Below are 17,958 nucleotides of genomic sequence, written 5' to 3' on the forward strand. Positions count from 1 at the left end.
GCCCGGATTGCGACATGGCAACGCAGGCGGGAACTTCCCTGAGGGCGGAACGCGGCAAGGGCAGCAGGCCGGTCTGATTGCCGGGGGGTGGCCGGCAAGATGCGCATGCGCCGCCGGTCAGGGGCGGGGCGAGGCCGTGCTGCAAGGCTGAAATGTAGGAGGTTTTGTGGTAGCGGAGGAGGGACTTGAACCCCCGACACGCGGATTATGATTCCGCTGCTCTAACCAACTGAGCTACTCCGCCACAGGCCCGGCGGGATTAGGACAGCAGCCCTCTGGCGTCAAGACAAAAAGCGCCGGAGTTTGGCGGATTTTCCGCAGTTTTGCCTCGCGGCGTGCGGGATGCAAAAAAGCTGAATTTTTTCGTCAGACGGGGCTTGATCCCGCATGCTGATTTGCGTAGAGACACCCGCACCGTTGGGGTGTAGCCAAGTGGTAAGGCAACTGTTTTTGGTACAGTGTACCGTAGGTTCGAATCCTACCACCCCAGCCATAATTCCGCAAAATCCAATCCTTGCAACGAGATAGCCGCTGATCCTGCGCGCTGTCCGGCCTGTGTTTCCGATCACGCGTCACGCCGGCCAAAGCGCGTCGTTCGGCCCCGGTTCCCCGGATGGGGCCGCTTTGCGCAGGGGCGACTCACCCCGTCTGGCCGGAACAGCCATGCTGCCCGGTGTCGCGGACCTCAGGCCCGGGCCAGCACCTCGACGCAGAGCACCGTCGGCAAGTGGCGCGCGATCTCGTGCCAGGTTTCACCTTCGTCGCGGCTGGCAAAGACCGAGCCGGAGTTGGTGCCGAAATAGACCCCGGCCGGGCGGGCGCGGTCGGTGGCAAGGGATTGACGCAGCACCGTGAAAAAGCAGTTCTCCGTCGGCAGCCCGGCCTGTTTCTTCTGCCAGCTGTCGCCGCCGTCGGTGGATTTCCAGATCGCGGCCGAGGCGTCCGGCGGATACCGCCCCTGGCTGTCGCCGTTGAGCGGCAGCACCCAGATCGTGCGGCTGTCTTCGGGATGCACGGCGATCGGAAAGCCGAATGTCGACGGCAGTCCGGTGGTGATCTCATGCCAGCTGCGCCCGCCATCCTCGGAGCGGAAGGTGCCGTGGTGGTTCTGCTGATAGAGCAGGTCGGTGCCACCACCCTGTTCGGCGCGCACCATGTTGTGCACGCAAAGCCCGGTCTCGTCGCCGGTGCCGGCCGCCGGATGGTCCGACGCAGGGGCCGGGCCGTCCAGATTGCTGCGGCGGTTGCGCAGCTCCCAGCTTGCGCCGCCGTCCTCGCTGGCAAAGACCCCGGCGGCGGAGATGCCCAGCCAGAGCTTGGCGGGATCAGCCGGATCGGTGAGGATGGTGTGCAGCGTCAGCCCGGCGGCGCCGGGCTGCCAGTCTTCGGCCGAGGGGTGCTGGTTGAGCGCCGGCAGCTTCTCCCAGCTTTCGCCGCCGTCGGAGCTGGCGAACAGCGTGGCGGGCTTGGCTCCGGCATACAGCCGGTCGCCGCCCCGGCGGATCGACCACAGCGCCTCGATCTCGCCGGTAAAGGGCGCCGGCGGGCTGGGCTCCATGCCGAAGGTCCTGGCCATCTCGGGGTCATCGGCCAGCCAGGCGTCCATCTGGCCGTTTGCCAGTTTGCTCAGTTGCCAAGAGGCGCCATGATCGGACGACCGCCAGACCCCGGCACCACACCAGTCATTGCCGCCCGCCGCCCAGAGCGCGCCGCTTTCGGGGTCGCCGGCCATGTGGTTGATCGGCCAGCCGTCACAGAACGGGCCGGCGACGGACCAGGCGTCGCGGTCTTCGGTGCCGTCCAGCAGGAAGGCACCTTTGGTTGTTCCGACAAGAACGGTCGTCCGGGGCATGGGGCACCTCGAGGCAGGGCAAAGGTGGCGCGAGGATACCGTCGGTGCGCCCCGGGACCGAAGGGATTTTCAGCTTACCCGTTCGAACGAAAGCCGGATCTCGCTGCGCCAGGTCTCGCCGGGGCGCAGGAGCGCCTGCGACGCCCAGCTCTGGTTCGGCGCGTCGGGCCAGGCCTGCGGTTCCAGCGCAATGCCGGCATGGGGGCCATAGGGCGTGCCTTGCAACCCGGGCCGATTGGTTCCGCCGAGCGCGGCGCCGTCATAGACGTGGAGCCCGGGTTCGGTGGTCTCGAGCGTCATGTGCAGCCCTGCGGCCTCGAGCGTGGCGGCGGGGCCGAGCGCGGTGCGGGCTTCGGCGCGGCAGAAGGTGTGATCGAGCGGAGCGGTCAGCCCGGCGGGGGTGCGGAAATCGAACGGCGTTCCCGCCACATCCGCGGGCGCACCCAGCGGGATCTGGCGCGCATCGACCGGCAGATAGCGTTCGGCGGTGATGCAGAGCCGGTGCTCTTTGATATCGGCCGCGCCGGTGAGGTTGTAATAGGCATGGCTGGCCAGGTTGCAATAGGTCGTCGCGTCGCTGCGCCCGGTCAGCAGGATGGTCAGCGTCGACCCTCGAGTGCTGTAGCGGCAGCGCAGGTCGAGCGCGCCCGGAAAGCCCATGTGACCGTCTTCCAGCATCAGCCCCAGGGTGACGTGATCGTCGGCGGATTCGAGCAATTGCCAGCTTTGCGCCGAGGTGCCCAGGCTGCCGCCATGCAGGCATTGCACGCCGTTTTCGTTGCGGTCGACCTGGTGGCCGCGGCCGTCGAGCGTGAACCGCCCATCGGCGATGCGGTTCGCGTAGCGGCCGACAATCGCCCCGAGATAGCCGGGATTGTCGAAATAGGCCTCGGGTTCGGCATGGCCCAGCACCACCGGCACGTCATGCCCGCCCAGCCGCAGGTCCTGCAAGGCCGCGCCGAAGGTCAGGACGCGGGCTGTCAGCCCGCCGCCGCCGATGGTGATGCTCTGAAAGACCTTGCCGTCCGGTGCGATTCCGAGGTCGGTGATATGTCGCTGTGCCATGCGCGCCCCCTTTGCCGCGCAGCAAAGTCGATGCCGACGGGCGCGTCAATGGGCGCGACGCGTCACTTGGTCAGGATCAGCTTGCCGGCCTTGGTAATGCGCAGGGTATAGACCTTGCCATCAAGCAGGATGCGGGCGGTGGCATTGTTGCCCACCAGCATGCGGGCGTCATAGATCGGCCCAGTGTCTTCGGGGGCAGGCGAGGCATTGGCGCGGCGCAGGTCCATGGGGCGGGCAATGGCGTTCAATTCCGGCCCTCCAGACGGTCAAAGAGCGCCTCGAGCCGGATATCGGCCGGGTAGCTGCAGCCGAGGGCGGTGCTGAGAAGATCGACCCACTGCGGCGTGGGGCGGGTGAGATCACGGGAATATTCTGTCGCCATTTTAACTCTCCAGAACTAGGGAAAAACCGGGCTGTCCTAGGAGGATGGCTGGGCGTTGCGTTTAAGTTGACTGAAATAGTAGGATATGTCAAGCGAGGCCGGGCCGACGTTTTCGGCGCGCGGGCGCGGGGTTTCGGTCGGGTTTTTGCGGAGCGCAGGGAGACGGCGGGACGTGCCCGGCGCCGCCGGGCCGCACGACACCGGCGGTTGGCGCGCCGGATTCGCAGGTCGGGAGATCAGAGAGGCTGGTGGCGGTTACGATCGGGGCGCGGAAAATTGCCCGCTCAGGCCACCAGGCCACCGTCGCTGTCTTCGCCGGCCTCTTCGAGCAGCCGGTCGAAATCGGGCACCGACACCTGGCGTTTTCCCGCCAGTTCGATCACCCCGTCGCGTTTCAGCGACGACATCTGCCGGCTCACCGTCTCGAGCGTCAGGCCGAGGTAATCGGCCATCGCTTCGCGGGTCAGGGGCAGTTCGAAGGACATGCCATCGACGGTGCCGATCAGCCGCAGCGAGGCGTCGCGCCGGCCGATGATCGACAGCAGCGAGGCGATCTTTTCGCGCGCGGTCTTGCGGCCCAGCACCAGCATCCATTCGCGCGCGGCATCGAGCTCGTCCAAGGTCATTTCCAGCAGCCGATGCGCAATATGCGGCGTGCGGTTCATCAGCGCTTCAAAGGGTTTCTTGCGAAAACAGCACATCACCAGATCGGTGGTGGCCACCACGTTGTAGGCGGCGCTGTCGCGCCCCGGGCGGCCGACGAAATCGCTGGGCAGCAGCAGGCCCACCATCTGGGTGCGGCCATCCTCCATGGTCTGGGTCAGCGTGGCGATGCCGGTGACCACCGAGCCCACGAATTCCATCCGGTCGCCGGACCAGACGATGGTCTGGCCGGCCTCGTAGCTGCGGTAATACTTGATGTCTTCGAGCAGGCTCAATTCGTCGCTGTCACAGCGGGCACAGACGGCCCGATGCCGGATCGGACAATCGCCGCATTGCAGGGACAGGTCGGGGGACATCTTGCTTAGCATTGTCGTAAATCGTGGCTTCGGCTTGATCTGGGTCAAGGATCGCGGCGCGTCCCTTGCCCTAGAGCTATGCCCATGGTTACGAGAACACAACTGTCCGCACTGGGGCTTTTTGACGCGAAGGTCCCGCGCTACACCTCCTATCCCACCGCGCCGCATTTTTCGCCCGAGGTGGGGCCGGAGCATTTCAGCCAATGGATCGCGGAGGTGCCGCCCGGCGGCGAGATTTCGCTTTACGTGCATGTGCCGTTCTGCCGGCGGCTCTGCTGGTTCTGCGCCTGCCGCACCCAGGGCACCCAGAGCGACGCGCCGGTGCGTGCCTATCTGGGGACACTGCTGGCCGAGTTGCGGCTGCTCAAGGCGCATCTGCCGGCCGGGGTGCATCTGTCGCGGCTGCATTGGGGTGGCGGAACGCCGACGCTGCTGGCGCCCGACATGATGGAAGAGCTGAGGCAGGCGATCTTCGAGGTCGCGCCGCTGGGCCCCGCGGGCGAATTTTCGGTCGAGATCGACCCGAACGAGATCGACGCCGCCCGGCTTGACGCGCTGGTGGCCTTGGGCCTGACCCGCGCGTCGATCGGGGTGCAGGATTTCGACCCGGCGGTCCAGGAGACGATCGGACGCTTGCAGAGCTTCGAGGTGACCCGCGCCGCCTGCGACATGCTGCGGGCGCGCGGCGTGGCCAGCCTGAACGCCGATATCCTGTATGGGCTGCCGCATCAGACCACCGCGCGGATCACCGATTCCGTGCAGAAGCTGTTGTCGCTCGGCCCCGACCGGGTGGCGCTTTACGGCTATGCACATGTGCCCTGGATGGCGCGGCGGCAGGCGCTGATCCCGGAAGCGGCGCTGCCGTCGCCGGAGGCCCGGCTCGACCTGTTCGAAACCGCGCGGCGGCTCTTTTTCTGGGATAGCTACGACGAGATCGGCATCGACCATTTTGCCGCCCGCCACGACGGGCTGGCCGAGGCCCGGCGCATGGGCCGGCTGCGGCGAAATTTCCAGGGCTATACCGACGACACGTCCGAGGTGCTGATCGGGGTGGGGGCCTCGTCGATTTCTCGGTTTCCGCAGGGCTATGCCCAGAACGCGCCGAGCACCGGCAAACATACCGGCGCGCTCCGGCAGGCGCGGTTTTCCACCGTCAGGGGCCATGTGTTCTCTGACGAGGACCGGCTGCGCGGCCGGATGATCGAGGCGCTGATGTGCGATTTCCGCATCGACGCGGCGGAGATGGCGGCGCGCTTCGGGCTCGACGCCGCCGGTTTTGCGCGGCGCGTGGCACCGCTGCGACAGCGGTTCGGCGCGCTGGTGCAGGTGACGGAGACCGAGGTTTTCGTGCCGGTCGAGTCCCGGCCCCTGACCCGGATCATGGCGCGGACGCTTGATGCCTATGACCTGAGCAGGGCGGGGCATTCCTCGGCGGTGTGAGGGGGCGTGCCATGGCGGGGGGGGATTGCGTGGCGCCGGGGGCGCTGCCCCCCGGCGCCAGCGGTATTTTCAAACAGAAGAAGCTGGGTCGGGCGCCTCAGGCCACCGCGGCAAGCAGAGTGCGGGCATAGTCGGTCTGCGGCGCGGTAAAGATCCGTTCGGCCGGGCCGGCCTCGACCACATCGCCCTGTTTCATCACGATGACATGGTGCGACATGGCCCGGACAACCTTGAGATCGTGGCTGATGAAGAGATAGGCAAGCCCGTATTTGCGTTGCAAGGCGCGCAGCAGTTCGACGATCTGCACCTGCACGGTCATGTCGAGCGCCGAGGTCGGCTCGTCCAGAACCACCAGCTTGGGCCGCAGGATCATCGCGCGGGCGATGGCGATGCGTTGCCGCTGGCCGCCGGAGAATTCATGCGGGTAGCGGTCCATCATCGCCGGGTCGAGGCCGACCTCCTCCATCACCTCTGCCACCTTCTCGCGTCTCGGGCGGGTGTCGCCACGGTCGCCGTGCACGCCCAGGCCCTCGGCGATGATCTCGGCGCAGGACATGCGGGGAGAGAGCGAGCCGAAGGGATCCTGAAAGACGATCTGCATCTCGGCGCGCAGCCGGCGCAGGTTGCGGGTGGTGTAATTGCGCAGGTCGGTGCCGTCGAAGGTGATCGCGCCCTCGGAGGAGATCAGCCGCATGATCGCCAGCGCCAAGGTGGTCTTGCCGGAGCCCGACTCGCCGACGATGCCGATGGTCTCGCCGGCACGGACGGCAAAGCTGGCGTCATTGACCGCCTTGACGTGGCCGACGGTGCGTTTCAGCAGGCCTTTCTGGATCGGGAACCAGATCTTGAGGTTTTCGGCCTTGGCCACCACCGGCGCATCCGATGCCACCGGATCGGGCTGGCCAGTGCTTTCGGCGGCCAGCAGCATCCGGGTGTAGCGATGGCGCGGGTTGGCAAAGATTTCCGCGGTCTTGCCGGTTTCGACGATTTCGCCGTTCTTCATCACGCAGACCCGGTCGGCGATGCGGCGCACGATGCCGAGATCATGGGTGATGAAGAGCAGCGAGAGGTTCTCGGCCTCCTTGAGCTCGGCCAGCAGATCGAGGATCTGCGCCTGAATGGTGACGTCGAGCGCGGTGGTAGGCTCATCCGCGATCAGCAGGTCGGGGCCATTGGCCAGCGCCATGGCGATCATCACCCGCTGACGCTGGCCGCCGGAGAGCTGGTGCGGATAGGCGGTGAGCCGGTCCTCGGGGTCGCGGATGCCGACCTTGTTGAGCAGGTCGATGATGCGGGCGCGCGCCTCGGCGCCGGTGACCTGCTGGTGCAGCTCCATCGACTCGCGCAGCTGTTTCTCCAGCGTGTGCAGCGGGTTGAGCGAGGTCATCGGCTCCTGGAAGATGAACGAGATGTCGTTGCCGCGGATCTGGCGCAGGGTCTTGTCGTCGGCATGCACCATCTCGCGGCCGTCATAGGTGACCGAGCCCTCGACCTCGGCCGAGCCGCCCAGAAGCGAGACGGTCGAGAGCGCGGTGACCGATTTGCCCGAGCCCGATTCACCCACCAGCGCCACGGTTTCACCGCGTTCGACATCGAAGGAGACGCCCTTGACCGCCGCGACGCGCTGGCCATCCTGGCGGAAGCCGACCTTGAGATTTCGGACCTTGAGAAGCGCCGTCATTGAAAGGTTTTCCTTGGGTCGAAAGCATCCCGCACGCCCTCGAAGATGAAGACGAGCAGCGAGAGCATGAAGGCAAAGACGAAGAAGGCGGTAAAGCCCAGCCAGGGCGCCTGGAGGTTCTGTTTCGCCTGAAGCGTGAGTTCGCCGAGGCTGGGCGCCGAGGATGGCAGGCCGAAGCCGAGGAAGTCGAGCCCCGCCAACTGGCTGATCGTGCCGGTTACCAGGAAGGGCAGGAAGGTGACGGTGGCGACCATGGCATTGGGCAGCATATGGCGGAACATGATGGTGCGGTTCGGCACGCCGAGCGCCTTGGCGGCGCGGACATATTCGAGGTTGCGGGCGCGCAGGAACTCGGCCCGCACCACGCCGACCAGCGCCGTCCAGCCGAAGAGCACCATCAGGAACACCAGCAGCCAGAAGCTGCGTCCGAGGATCGCGAAGAGGATGATGATGATGTAAAGGCTGGGGGTGGCACCCCAGATCTCGATCACCCGCTGGAAGATCAGATCGAGCCAGCCGCCGAAATAGCCCTGGAGCGCGCCGGCGATGATGCCGATCACCGAGGCCAGGGTGGTGACGATCAGGGTGAAGAGGATCGACAGGCGGAAGCCGTAGATGATCCGCGCAAGCACATCGCGCTTGGTGTCGTCTGTGCCGAGCCAGTTCTGCTCGTTCGGGGGCAGGGGGGCGGCGCCGGGGCGATCGACCGGTGTGTCATAGCTGTAGGGAATCGGCGGCCAGATCATCCAGCCCTCCACGAAATCGCCACTGGGCGTGCCGCCGGCATCGACCGTCTCGACAAGGCCTTCGGGGTCATCCCAACAGGTCTCGAGCCCGCCGGTGCGGATCAGGCATTTGACCTCGATGTCGCGATAGATCGCTTCGGTCCGGAAATCGCCGCCAAAGGTGGTTTCGGGGTAGAAGTTGAAAACGGGGGTGTAGAACTCGCCGCGATACTTGACGAGGATCGGTTTGTCGTTGGCCACGAATTCGGCAAACAGCGTGATGGTAAAGACGATCAGGAAGATGATCAGCGACCAGAGCGCCCGGCGGTTGGCCTTGAAGTTGCGCCAGCGGCGCTGGTTGATCGGAGAGAGGGCCATGGCTCAGCCCTCCCGCTTTTCAAAGTCGATGCGGGGATCGACGAAGACATACATCAGGTCCGACAGGATGCCGACCAGGAGGCCCAGCAGGCCGAAGACGAAGAGCGTGCCGAAGATCACCGGGTAATCGCGTGCCACCGCCGCCTCGAACCCCAGCCGGCCGAGACCGTCGAGCGAGAAGATCGTCTCGATGATGATCGAGCCGCCGAAGAAGACGCCGATGAAGACCGCCGGGAAGCCGGCGATCACGATCAGCATGGCATTGCGGAAGATATGGCCGTAAAGCACCCGCCGCTCGGTCAGCCCCTTGGCGCGGGCAGTCATCACATATTGCTTCTTGATCTCGTCCATGAAGCTGTTCTTGGTCAGCAGGGTCAGCGTGGCAAAGGCCGAGATCGTCGAGGCCAGCACCGGCAGCGTGATGTGCCAGAAGTAATCGCCGATCTTGCCCAAGAGGCTGAGGTTTTCGAAATTGTCCGAGGTCAGCCCCCTGAGCGGGAAGATCTGCCAATAGGAGCCGCCGGCAAAGAGCACTAGCAGCAGGATGGCAAAGAGAAAGCCGGGGATGGCATAGGCCACGATGATCACGCCAGAGGTCCAGGTGTCGAAGGTGGTGCCATCCCTGACCGCCTTGCGGATGCCCAGCGGGATCGAGACCGCATAGGCGATCAGCGTCGACCAGAGGCCCAGGGTGATCGAGACCGGCAGCTTTTCCAGCACCAACTCGAGAACGCCGATCGAGCGGAAATAGCTCTCGCCGAAATCGAGCCGCAGGTAATTGCCCATCATGATGAAGAAGCGTTCGCCGATGCCGATGTCTTCCTTGAGACAGGCCGGATCATCGAGGTCGGGTGCGCCGGTGTGACCTTCGTCACAGACAATGCGGGCAAAGCCGAAATCCACCTCGAGCTGTTCGATGAATTCCTTGTCGAGCCCGCGTGCGCCGACATAATCGCTGTCGGAGCCGAAGGTCTCTTCTCCCACGTCCTCGCCGCCCCCGGAGAAGCCGCCAAAGACGTCGCCCTCGCCCTGGATCTGGGCGAGCATCTGTTCCACGGGGCCGCCGGGCACGAATTGCACCAGAGCGAAGTTGATGATCATGATCCCCAGAAGCGTGGGGATCACGAGCAGAAGTCTGCGAAGGATATAGGCGCCCATGGGTTACTTCAGTGCGCCCGCGGTTTTCAGAGCCTCGTATTTCTCCTGGTTGAACCACCAGAAATCCAGCACTCCGAGCGCCAGAGGCGGCAGAGGGTCGGGTCGTTCGAACATGTCGTAATAGGCCACCCAGTATTCCGGCACATAGCCGTCATGGGTCACGATCCGCTCGTACCGCAGCGCCCGGTCGAGCGCCTTGAGCGCGGTGATCTCGTCTTCGCGGTTGTCGGTGTCGAGGGCGGCATCGATTAGCGCATCCACCAGCGGGCTGCGCAGGGCGGCGCTGTTGTACGACGATACTTCGGCGGTCTCGGAGCCGAAGAGCTGGCGCAACCCGGTGCCGGCGACCGAGAAGGTCAGATAGCGGGTGTGGATCAGGTCGTAATCCTTGTCGAGGAACCGCTGCTGGCCCTGGGCGCTGTCGATCGCCTCGGCGCGGACGGCGATACCCCAGCTTTCCAGTGTCTGGGCATAGGTCTCGATGATCGCCTTGCGGGTGTCGTCCCAGCTCGACAGCACGAGGAAATCGAGGCTGAGTTGCTGGCCCTCGGCGTCGACCATCCGGCCCTGGTCGTCGACGCTGTAGCCTTCGTCAGCCAGCAGTTTCAGCGCGGTCCGCTGGTTGCGGCGGTCGCTCGGGTCGCGCGGGTTCGAGCTGTGCGGCATGACCACTTCGGTGGTCAGCATCTCCGGCGGCACGACGTCGCCCAGCGATTTGAGCAGTTCGAGCTCGTCGCCCTCGGGCACGCCGGTGGCCTGCCAGTCCTGGCCTTCGGCAAAGGAGCTGCGCTGGGTGGTCAGGCCGAATTGCAGCGAGTCGCGGACCCATTCGAAATTGAACGCCAAGGACAGCGCATGGCGCACGTTGCGATTGTCGAGCGGCGGGCGCAGGGTGTTGAAGATGATGCCCGAGTTGTTGGGCGCGGTGCCGTCGGCGATCTCTTCGCGCACCACATGGCCCCTGTTGAGCGCGGGAAAGTCGTAGCCGGTGGCCCAGCGCTTGGTCGAGCCTTCGGCGCGGAAGGTGTAGATGCCTGCCTTGAAGGCCTCGAACTCGGCGGCGTCATCGGCAAAATATTCAAAGCGGACGCGGTCGAAGTTGTGCCGGCCGACATTGAGCGGATGATCCCAGCCCCAGTAGTTCGGGTTGCGTTCGTAGACGACGTAGCGATTGAATTCGTAATCGCCCACCTGATACGGCCCCGAGGCCATTGGCGAGGCCACCGAGGGTTCATCCAGCCGTTCGCCGGTCTCCTTGTACCAATCCTCGGAAAAGATCGGCGTGCCGCCGACTTGGGAAATCAGCGACCGGCGCGAGATCTCGTCGGCGAAAGTGTAGCGGATGGTCAGATCGTCGATCACCTCGACGCCGGTGATCCGTTCCTTCACCGCGCGGGCGTAAGAGCGGATGCCCTGTTCGAGAAACAGGTTGTGGGTAAAGGCCGCGTCGCGGGCGTGCAGCGGCTGGCCGTTGCGGAAGGTGACGTCGTCGCGCATGTGAAAGACGCACCAGGTCTTGTTCTTGGGGTATTCGACCTCGCGGGCGATCAGGCAATAGGCATCGGTGATCGAATCCGCCGGCAGCCCGCCGCCCCAGGGCATTTCGCCGAACATCGCCTCGGCGACGATGCCCGAGTTGCTCTCGGCATTGCCGCGCCAGGCCCAGCGGTTGAACCCGTCAAAGGTGCCGCGGGTGCCAAGCGAGATCTGCCCGCCCTTGGGGGCGTTCGGATTGACATAATCGAAATGCTTGAAGCCTTCGGGGTATTTCAGGTCGCCGTAGAAGGAATAGCCGTGGCTGACGATGATCTCTTCGCCCTCGCTGGTCTGGGCGATCACCCGCGCGGGCGGCAGAGCGGCACCAAGCGCCGTCGCGCCGAACATGCCGAGGGCGGCACGGCGTGAGAATTCGAACCCTGTGCGGGGGAGGTATCGTTCGTCGGTCATTCAGTCGCTCCTGTTGGCCACGTGACGCGGGGCGCGCAAGCTCAAGGCGTCTTGGCCCTGTACGCTAGAGCGGTGCGGCGGGATCAATCAAGTCGATATTCCGTGAACTTGAGTGAGAACCTGCCGAAACACCGGGACGCAAAGAAAAACCGCCGCTCCCGAGGGAACGGCGGCCAAAATCGGTGCGGGGTGCGCGCGCGATCAGCCGTCGAGGCTGTCGAGCCATGCGATCAGGTTGGCCCGGTCCTCGGCGTCCTTCAGACCCGAGAAAGACATCTTGGTGCCCGGTGCAAAATCCCTGGGATTCTCAAGGAAGGCTTGCAGGTTTTCCGGTGTCCAGACATCGGCGACGGCGACAAGCGCGCCCGAATAGCCGAAGCCGGCAACAGAGCCGACGTCACGGCCCACGACACCGAACAGGTGCGGGCCGGTGCCGTTCGCGCCGTCCTCGACCTTGTGGCAGGCGCGGCATTTGCCCCAGACGCGTTCGCCCTTGCCCGGATCGGCCGCGGCTAGAAGTTCGGCGAAAGGTACGGCCTCTTCGGCTTCGCCGCTGGTTTCTTCTTCGCCGGTATCGATGACATAGGCCTGCTCTTCGCCGCCATGGCCGCTACCGGTTTGATAGATCTCTTCCGCCGCCCATTTGCCGAGCAGGAAGATCAGGAAAGCGCCGCAGAAGCCCCCCAGAATCTTGGTCGAGGTCATTGTATCCATAACACGCGAGTCCCTTAGCTTGGTCTTGTTCGGGGTCTTACGGCTTCCCCTTCGCGGAGGCAAGGTATAGAAACCGCGACGAAACGCCCGGGGCCGGGCCGAAATATGGAAAATCAGCCATGACAGGACGCATCGCCTTTCAAGGGGAGCCCGGAGCCTACAGTCACGAAGCCTGCCGTGACGCACGGCCGGACATGGAGCCGCTGCCCTGCGGCAGTTTTGAAGAAACCATCGCCGCAGTGACGTCCGGCGCGGCCGAGCTGGCGATGCTGCCGGTCGAGAACACCACCTATGGCCGGGTGGCCGACATTCACCGCCTGCTGCCGCAGAGCGGGCTCAGGATCGTCGGCGAAGCCTTTGTGCGGGTGCATGTGAGCCTGATGGCGCATCACGGCGTGCAGATCGAGGATGTCGAAACGGTGCGCGCGCATATGGTGCTCTTGCCGCAATGCGCCGACTTCCTGAAGACCTATGGCATCCGCGGCGAGGCCGCCGCCGACAGCGCCGGGGCCGCCGCCGAACTGGCCGAGAGCGGTGACCGGCGCTCCGGTGTGCTGGCCTCGGACCTGGCGGCCGAGATCCACGGGCTGCACATCCTCGCGCGCCATATCGAGGACCATGCCCACAACACCACGCGCTTCCTGCTGATGGGGCGCGAGCCCGACATGTCGCGGCGCGGCGATCACGGCATGCTGACGACCTTTGTCTTTCAGGTGCGCAACATTCCGGCGGCGCTGTACAAGGCGATGGGCGGCTTCGCGACAAATGGCGTCAACATGACCAAGCTGGAAAGCTACATGGTGGGCGGGTCGTTCACCGCGACGCAGTTCTATGCCGATATCGAGGGCCATCCCGACGATCCGGCGGTGCAACGCGCGCTGGACGAGCTGGATTACTTCACCGACATGCTGGAAATCCTCGGCACCTATCCCCGCGATCCGCGGCGCGATTGAGGCGTCCTGCGGTTGCCGTCGACTGGGACGGTGGCCGATCGGCGGGGGGCTATATCAGCAGGCTGGCGGCCCCTTCGTGCCGCAACAGCCAGACCTTGGTTTCCACGCCGCCCTTTGCCGAGAAACCGCCCAGGCCAGAGGCCCCGAGAATGCGGTGACAGGGAATCAGCACCGGGATCGGATTGGCGCCGCAGGCCTGACCGATGGCTTGAGCCGGCACCTGCATCTCGCGCGCAAGATCGCCATAGGTGCGGGTTTCGCCAAACGGGATGGCCTGCATCGCGGCGCAGGTGCGGCGGGTGAGGTCCGAGCCGCGCGGCGCGAGCGGCAGATCAAAGCTCTGGCGGGCTCCGGCAAAATAGGCGTCAAGCTGGCGCGCGGCCTCGATCAGCAGCGGATCGTCATCGCAGCCGCCGGCCCGCCAGTGCAGGGCGGTGATGGCGCCATTTTCCGCTTCCAGCGTCACGGGGCCGAGGGCTGTGGTCAGGCTGCGTTCCGGCATAGAGGCAGATTGGCCTGTCTTGGCGGCAGGCTCAATCCGGTTCCTGCGGATATCAGGCGTTTTCCAGCTTGTCCTGGGTGCGGTTCTCGAAATCCTCGGCCGCGTGACGCTCGTGCAGTTGCGACGAGAGGTCGCCGCCGGTGCGGTTGACCATGCGGCCGCGCTGCACCGCGGGGCGGGCGTCGATGCGTCTGGCCCAGTCCATCACATGGGCATAGCTCTCGACGTCGAGGAATTCGGCGGCATTGTAGAGCCGGCCCAGCACCAGCTGGCCGTACCAGGGCCAGATCGCCATGTCGGCCAGGGTATATTCGCCGCCGACCATCCAGTCGCGTTCGGCCAGATGCCGGTTCAGCACGTCGAGCTGGCGCTTGCTCTCCATGGCGTAGCGGTTGATCGGATATTCGTATTTCTCCGGCGCGTAGTTGTAGAAATGGCCGAAGCCGCCGCCGAGGAACGGCGCGCTGCCCATCTGCCAGAACAGCCAGGACAGAAGCTCGGCGCGGTGCTCGGGCGCGCCCTGGAAGGCATTGCCGAATTTCTCCGACAGATGCAGCATGATCGCCACGGATTCGAACACCCGCACGGGGGTCTCGCCCGAGCGGTCCATCAAGGCGGGGATCTTGGAGTTCGGGTTGATCTCGACGAAGCCCGAGCCGAACTGATCGCCATTGCCGATGCGGATCAGCCAGGCGTCGTATTCGGCGGCGTGGCCGGCGGCCAGCAGTTCCTCGAACAGCACCGTGGCCTTGACCCCGTTGGGCGTGCCCTGGGAATAGAGCTGGAAGGGATGTTTGCCGACCGGCAGCTCCTTGTCATGGGTGGGGCCGGCGATGGGGCGGTTGGTCGAGGCGAACTGGCCGCCGTTTTCCTGATCCCATGTCCATACCTTGGGGGGCGTGTAGCTTTCGGTCATCGGTCCGTCCTTGGATTGGGTCTTGGTGCAGACCTAGGGCGTAGCGCGGGTTCAACCAAGGTCTGCACAGGGCTTGTGCGTTTATATGGGGGCTTTGCCCCCCGGCCTGCGGCCGCCCCCCAGGAATATTTGGGGCCATAAGAAGCAGGGGGGCGGTGCGGGATCGCTCAGGTCAGCGCGGCGTTGCAGCGGGCGCAGGTGGCGGGGTGGGCATGCGTGCCGACGTCGGGCAGGATCTTCCAGCAGCGCTGGCATTTCTCGCCTTCGGCTTTCTCGAAGACCACGCCGACGCCGTCGATCTCGGGCAGGCGGAAGGCCTCGGCCGGTTGCGGATCGCCGGTCAGCGACATGCCGGAGGTGATGCAGATGTCGTCGAAGTTGATCGACGTCAGCGCCGCCAGCATCTCCTTGTCGCGGATATGGACCACCGGGGCCGCCTCGAGCGAGGCGCCGATCACCTTGTCGCTGCGCTGGATTTCCAATGCGGCGGTGACCACGCGGCGGGCCTGGCGGACCTTGGCCCATTTCGCCGCCAGCGGCTCGTCGAGCCAGTCGGCGGGGGTTTCCGGGATGTCGGTCAGGTGGACCGAGCTCTCCTCGCCGGGGAAGCGTTCGAGCCAGACCTCTTCCATGGTGAAGACCAGGACCGGTGCCAGCCAGGTGGTCAGCCGGTGGAACAGCAGGTCCATCACGGTGCGCGCGGCCCGGCGGCGCTGGGTGTCGCCGTCGCAATAGAGCGCGTCCTTGCGGATGTCGAAGTAGAAGGCCGAAAGCTCGACCGTGGCGAAGTTGAACAATTGCTGGAAGACGCCCTGGAAGTCGAAGGCGGCATAGCCCCTGCGCACCACATGATCGAGCTCGGCCAGCCGGTGCAGGATGTAGCGTTCAAGCTCGGGCATCTCGGCGGGTGCGACCCGGTCGCTTTCCTCGAAATGCGACAGCGCCCCCAGCAGGAAGCGCATGGTGTTGCGCAGCCGCCGATAGCCGTCGGCCACGCCCTTGAGGATCTCGGGCCCGATGCGCTGGTCGGCGGTGTAATCGGTCTGCGCCACCCAGAGGCGCAGGATGTCAGCGCCGTATTGCTTGACCACCTGGTCGGGGGCGATGGTGTTGCCGAGCGATTTGGACATCTTGTTGCCCTTCTCGTCCAACGTGAACCCATGGGTCACCACGTTGCGATAGGGGGCACGGCCGAGGGTGCCGCAGGCCTGCAACATCGAGGAATGGAACCAGCCGCGGTGCTGGTCGGTGCCCTCCATGTAGACATCGGCGATACCGTCCTCGGTGCCATCCTCGCGGTCGCGCAGCACGAAGGCATGGGTCGAGCCTGAATCGAACCAGACGTCGAGGATGTCGAAGACCTGATCCCAGTCGTCGGGGTTGTGATCCGTGCCCAGGAAGCGTTCCTTGGCGCCGTCCTTGTACCAGGCGTCGGCGCCCTCGGCCTCGAAGGCTTCGAGGATGCGGGTGTTGACCGCCTCATCCCGCAGCAGGAACGCGGGATCGGTGGGCAGGGCGCCCTTTTTCGTGAAGCAGGTCAGCGGCACGCCCCAGGCGCGCTGCCGCGACAGCACCCAGTCGGGCCGGTCCTCGATCATCGAATAGAGCCGGTTGCGGCCGGTCTTGGGCGTCCAGTGCACCAGCTGATCGATCGAGGTCAGGGCGCGTTGGCGGATGGTCTTGCCGTATTGATCCTGGCCGTCGCCGACCTCGCGGTCGATGGCGGCGAACCACTGCGGCGTGTTGCGGAAGATCACCGGCGCCTTGGAGCGCCAGGAATGCGGGTAGGAGTGCTTGATCTTGCCGCGCGCCAGAAGGCCGCCGACGGAGGCGAGCTTGTCGATGATCTTCTTGTTGGCGTCGCCTTCGCCGCCCTTGCGCGACAGGATGTAGCTGCCGCCAAAGAACGGCAGATCGGGCCGGAAAGACCCGTCGTCGAGCACGTTGTAGGTGATGACCTTGTCGAGCATGTTAAGGTCACGGTAGAGCTCGTATTCCTCCATCCCGTGGGAGGGCGCGCAATGCACGAAACCGGTGCCTTCGGTGTCGGTGACGAAATCGGCGGCGCGGAAATCGCGCGGCGCGTCCCATTCGCCGTTCGCGCCCTCGGCGCCTGCCAGCGGGTGCAGCAGGGTCAGCCCGGCCAGCAGATCGGCGCTGACGCTGCGGACACGGGCGTACTGGTCCTCGCTCAGGCGGGCGCGCTTGAAGACATCGGCGGCCAGGTTGTCGGCCAGCAGGAAGCGGTCGCCCTCGGCGGCCCAGCATTCCTCGGGCGCGCCGGTGACCTCGTAGAGCCCGTAGCTGATGTCGCGGCCGAAGACCACGGCCTTGTTCGAGGGCAGGGTCCAGGGGGTGGTGGTCCAGATCACCACATGCGCGCCGATCAGGTCATGGGCGACTTGTTCCTCGGCGGCCATGACGGCGCGGCCTTCCTCGGCCTCGGTCTCTTCGCCGGCCAGCGTCAGGTCGGGGAAATCGACATTGGAGACGCGGAACTTGACCCAGACGGTAAAGCTCTCCTTGTCGTGGTATTCGACCTCGGCCTCGGCCAGGGCGGTCTTTTCCACCGGTGACCACATCACCGGCTTGGAGCCCTGGTAGAGTGTGCCGTTCATCAGGAATTTCTGGAACTCTTCGGCGATCACCCGCTCGGCGTGGAAATCCATCGTCAGATAGGGCGCGGGCCAGTTGCCGGTGACGCCCAGCCGTTTGAATTCGTCGCGCTGGACATCGACCCAGCCTTCGGCAAAGCGGCGGCATTCCTGGCGGAAATCGATGACCTCCACCTCGTCCTTGTTCTTGCCCTTCTTGCGGTATTGTTCCTCGATCTTCCATTCGATCGGCAATCCGTGGCAGTCCCAGCCGGGGATGTAGCGCGCGTCGAAGCCCATCATCTGGTGGCTGCGGACGATCATGTCCTTGATCGTCTTGTTCAGGGCGTGGCCGATGTGCAGGTGACCGTTGGCATAGGGCGGGCCGTCGTGCAGGGTAAAGGGCTTGCGGCCCGCTGCACGCTCGCGCAGGCGGTCGTAGATGCCGATGCTTTCCCAGCGCTCGAGCCATTCGGGTTCGCGCTTGGGCAGGCCGGCGCGCATCGGGAAATCGGTCTTGGGCAGGTTCAGAGTGTCTTTGTACTCAGGCGTATCGGCGCACATGAAGGGCGTCCTTGTCGGTTTATTCGGATGTCAGGGGTGAGGCGGCGCGGCAGTCCATACGCCTTGTC

The 17,958-nt window shown here is 65.2% G+C and carries 15 protein-coding genes and 2 tRNA genes; 3 read left to right on the forward strand and 14 right to left on the reverse strand.

Annotated features, from left to right (window positions below):
* Nucleotides 1–167: 167 nt before the first annotated feature.
* Nucleotides 168–244 (reverse strand) — tRNA-Met (locus AC0J5K_RS04890).
* 174 nt (nucleotides 245–418) lie between these two features.
* On the opposite strand from AC0J5K_RS04890, the gene AC0J5K_RS04895 reads away from it, so the two are divergent.
* Nucleotides 419–493, forward strand: a tRNA-Gln gene (locus AC0J5K_RS04895).
* 192 nt (nucleotides 494–685) lie between these two features.
* Here AC0J5K_RS04895 and AC0J5K_RS04900 read toward each other — a convergent pair.
* The 5 genes from AC0J5K_RS04900 to fnrL all read right to left on the reverse strand — a co-directional run bounded on the left by AC0J5K_RS04900 (nucleotide 686) and on the right by fnrL (nucleotide 4,318).
* Entirely contained in the window at nucleotides 686–1,852 is a 1,167-nt protein-coding gene (locus tag AC0J5K_RS04900) for a WD40/YVTN/BNR-like repeat-containing protein (protein ID WP_274564808.1), read from the reverse strand.
* A gap of 69 nt (nucleotides 1,853–1,921) precedes the next feature.
* Nucleotides 1,922–2,917, reverse strand: a complete 996-nt coding sequence (locus tag AC0J5K_RS04905; protein WP_274564810.1) for an aldose epimerase family protein — start codon at nucleotides 2,915–2,917, stop codon at nucleotides 1,922–1,924.
* Nucleotides 2,918–2,979: 62 nt separating this feature from the next.
* Entirely contained in the window at nucleotides 2,980–3,165 is a 186-nt protein-coding gene (gene hemP / locus AC0J5K_RS04910) for a hemin uptake protein HemP (RefSeq protein WP_244526417.1), read from the reverse strand.
* Complete coding sequence (locus AC0J5K_RS04915; protein WP_274564812.1) at nucleotides 3,162–3,299, reverse strand: hypothetical protein; 138 nt, start codon at nucleotides 3,297–3,299, stop codon at nucleotides 3,162–3,164. Before AC0J5K_RS04915 ends, hemP begins: the two co-directional genes overlap by 4 nt.
* A 284-nt stretch (nucleotides 3,300–3,583) precedes the next feature.
* Nucleotides 3,584–4,318 (reverse strand): transcriptional regulator FnrL, encoded by a 735-nt coding sequence (fnrL, locus tag AC0J5K_RS04920; RefSeq protein ID WP_170850505.1) that lies wholly within the window; start codon nucleotides 4,316–4,318, stop codon nucleotides 3,584–3,586.
* Nucleotides 4,319–4,402: 84 nt separating this feature from the next.
* Here fnrL and hemN point away from each other — a divergent pair, with 84 nt between their 5' ends.
* Nucleotides 4,403–5,758: an oxygen-independent coproporphyrinogen III oxidase gene (gene hemN / locus AC0J5K_RS04925; protein WP_274564814.1), complete on the forward strand. Its 1,356-nt coding sequence runs from the start codon at nucleotides 4,403–4,405 to the stop codon at nucleotides 5,756–5,758.
* Nucleotides 5,759–5,855: 97 nt separating this feature from the next.
* Here hemN and AC0J5K_RS04930 read toward each other — a convergent pair whose 3' ends face one another.
* The 5 genes from AC0J5K_RS04930 to AC0J5K_RS04950 form a co-directional block, all read right to left on the reverse strand.
* Nucleotides 5,856–7,439, reverse strand: a complete 1,584-nt coding sequence (locus AC0J5K_RS04930; protein ID WP_274564816.1) for an ABC transporter ATP-binding protein — start codon at nucleotides 7,437–7,439, stop codon at nucleotides 5,856–5,858.
* On the reverse strand, nucleotides 7,436–8,542 hold the full coding sequence (locus AC0J5K_RS04935; RefSeq protein ID WP_074834752.1) for an ABC transporter permease: 1,107 nt from the start codon (nucleotides 8,540–8,542) through the stop codon (nucleotides 7,436–7,438). The genes AC0J5K_RS04930 and AC0J5K_RS04935 overlap by 4 nt, the downstream gene beginning before the upstream one ends.
* A 3-nt stretch (nucleotides 8,543–8,545) precedes the next feature.
* Entirely contained in the window at nucleotides 8,546–9,700 is a 1,155-nt protein-coding gene (locus tag AC0J5K_RS04940; protein ID WP_274564819.1) for a microcin C ABC transporter permease YejB, read from the reverse strand.
* 3 nt (nucleotides 9,701–9,703) lie between these two features.
* Nucleotides 9,704–11,647 (reverse strand): extracellular solute-binding protein, encoded by a 1,944-nt coding sequence (locus AC0J5K_RS04945; RefSeq protein ID WP_048532468.1) that lies wholly within the window; start codon nucleotides 11,645–11,647, stop codon nucleotides 9,704–9,706.
* Between the two features lie 201 nt (nucleotides 11,648–11,848).
* Nucleotides 11,849–12,361: a c-type cytochrome gene (locus AC0J5K_RS04950; RefSeq protein ID WP_074834758.1), complete on the reverse strand. Its 513-nt coding sequence runs from the start codon at nucleotides 12,359–12,361 to the stop codon at nucleotides 11,849–11,851.
* A 119-nt stretch (nucleotides 12,362–12,480) separates the two neighbouring features.
* On the opposite strand from AC0J5K_RS04950, the gene AC0J5K_RS04955 reads away from it, so the two are divergent.
* The gene (locus AC0J5K_RS04955) at nucleotides 12,481–13,314 is read left to right on the forward strand and encodes a prephenate dehydratase (protein WP_048532466.1); all 834 of its coding nucleotides are present in this window, start codon (nucleotides 12,481–12,483) and stop codon (nucleotides 13,312–13,314) included.
* A 49-nt stretch (nucleotides 13,315–13,363) separates the two neighbouring features.
* On the opposite strand, the gene AC0J5K_RS04960 is transcribed toward AC0J5K_RS04955, so the two are convergent.
* From AC0J5K_RS04960 to ileS, 3 genes are all read right to left on the reverse strand, one after another.
* On the reverse strand, nucleotides 13,364–13,816 hold the full coding sequence (locus AC0J5K_RS04960; protein ID WP_048532465.1) for a methylated-DNA--[protein]-cysteine S-methyltransferase: 453 nt from the start codon (nucleotides 13,814–13,816) through the stop codon (nucleotides 13,364–13,366).
* A gap of 52 nt (nucleotides 13,817–13,868) precedes the next feature.
* On the reverse strand, nucleotides 13,869–14,732 hold the full coding sequence (gene yghU, locus AC0J5K_RS04965) for a glutathione-dependent disulfide-bond oxidoreductase (protein WP_274564827.1): 864 nt from the start codon (nucleotides 14,730–14,732) through the stop codon (nucleotides 13,869–13,871).
* Between the two features lie 167 nt (nucleotides 14,733–14,899).
* A complete protein-coding gene (gene ileS / locus AC0J5K_RS04970) occupies nucleotides 14,900–17,890 on the reverse strand; it encodes an isoleucine--tRNA ligase (RefSeq protein WP_274564829.1) in 2,991 nt (996 codons plus the stop codon).
* Nucleotides 17,891–17,958 lie beyond the last annotated feature (68 nt).

This window comes from Marinovum sp. E3 (assembly GCF_055755275.1).

Bases quoted from the DNA above. Each gene is read 5' to 3' on its own strand.
- AC0J5K_RS04900 (WP_274564808.1), bottom strand. From the start codon at position 1,852: ATGCCCCGGACGACCGTTCTTGTCGGAACAACCAAAGGTGCCTTCCTG.
- AC0J5K_RS04905 (WP_274564810.1), bottom strand. From the start codon at position 2,917: ATGGCACAGCGACATATCACCGACCTCGGAATCGCACCGGACGGCAAG.
- AC0J5K_RS04915 (WP_274564812.1), bottom strand. From the start codon at position 3,299: ATGGCGACAGAATATTCCCGTGATCTCACCCGCCCCACGCCGCAGTGG.
- fnrL (WP_170850505.1), bottom strand. From the start codon at position 4,318: ATGTCCCCCGACCTGTCCCTGCAATGCGGCGATTGTCCGATCCGGCAT.
- hemN (WP_274564814.1), top strand. From the start codon at position 4,403: ATGGTTACGAGAACACAACTGTCCGCACTGGGGCTTTTTGACGCGAAG.
- AC0J5K_RS04930 (WP_274564816.1), bottom strand. From the start codon at position 7,439: ATGACGGCGCTTCTCAAGGTCCGAAATCTCAAGGTCGGCTTCCGCCAG.
- AC0J5K_RS04935 (WP_074834752.1), bottom strand. From the start codon at position 8,542: ATGGCCCTCTCTCCGATCAACCAGCGCCGCTGGCGCAACTTCAAGGCC.
- AC0J5K_RS04940 (WP_274564819.1), bottom strand. From the start codon at position 9,700: ATGGGCGCCTATATCCTTCGCAGACTTCTGCTCGTGATCCCCACGCTT.
- AC0J5K_RS04945 (WP_048532468.1), bottom strand. From the start codon at position 11,647: ATGACCGACGAACGATACCTCCCCCGCACAGGGTTCGAATTCTCACGC.
- AC0J5K_RS04950 (WP_074834758.1), bottom strand. From the start codon at position 12,361: ATGGATACAATGACCTCGACCAAGATTCTGGGGGGCTTCTGCGGCGCT.
- AC0J5K_RS04955 (WP_048532466.1), top strand. From the start codon at position 12,481: ATGACAGGACGCATCGCCTTTCAAGGGGAGCCCGGAGCCTACAGTCAC.
- AC0J5K_RS04960 (WP_048532465.1), bottom strand. From the start codon at position 13,816: ATGCCGGAACGCAGCCTGACCACAGCCCTCGGCCCCGTGACGCTGGAA.
- yghU (WP_274564827.1), bottom strand. From the start codon at position 14,732: ATGACCGAAAGCTACACGCCCCCCAAGGTATGGACATGGGATCAGGAA.
- ileS (WP_274564829.1), bottom strand. From the start codon at position 17,890: ATGTGCGCCGATACGCCTGAGTACAAAGACACTCTGAACCTGCCCAAG.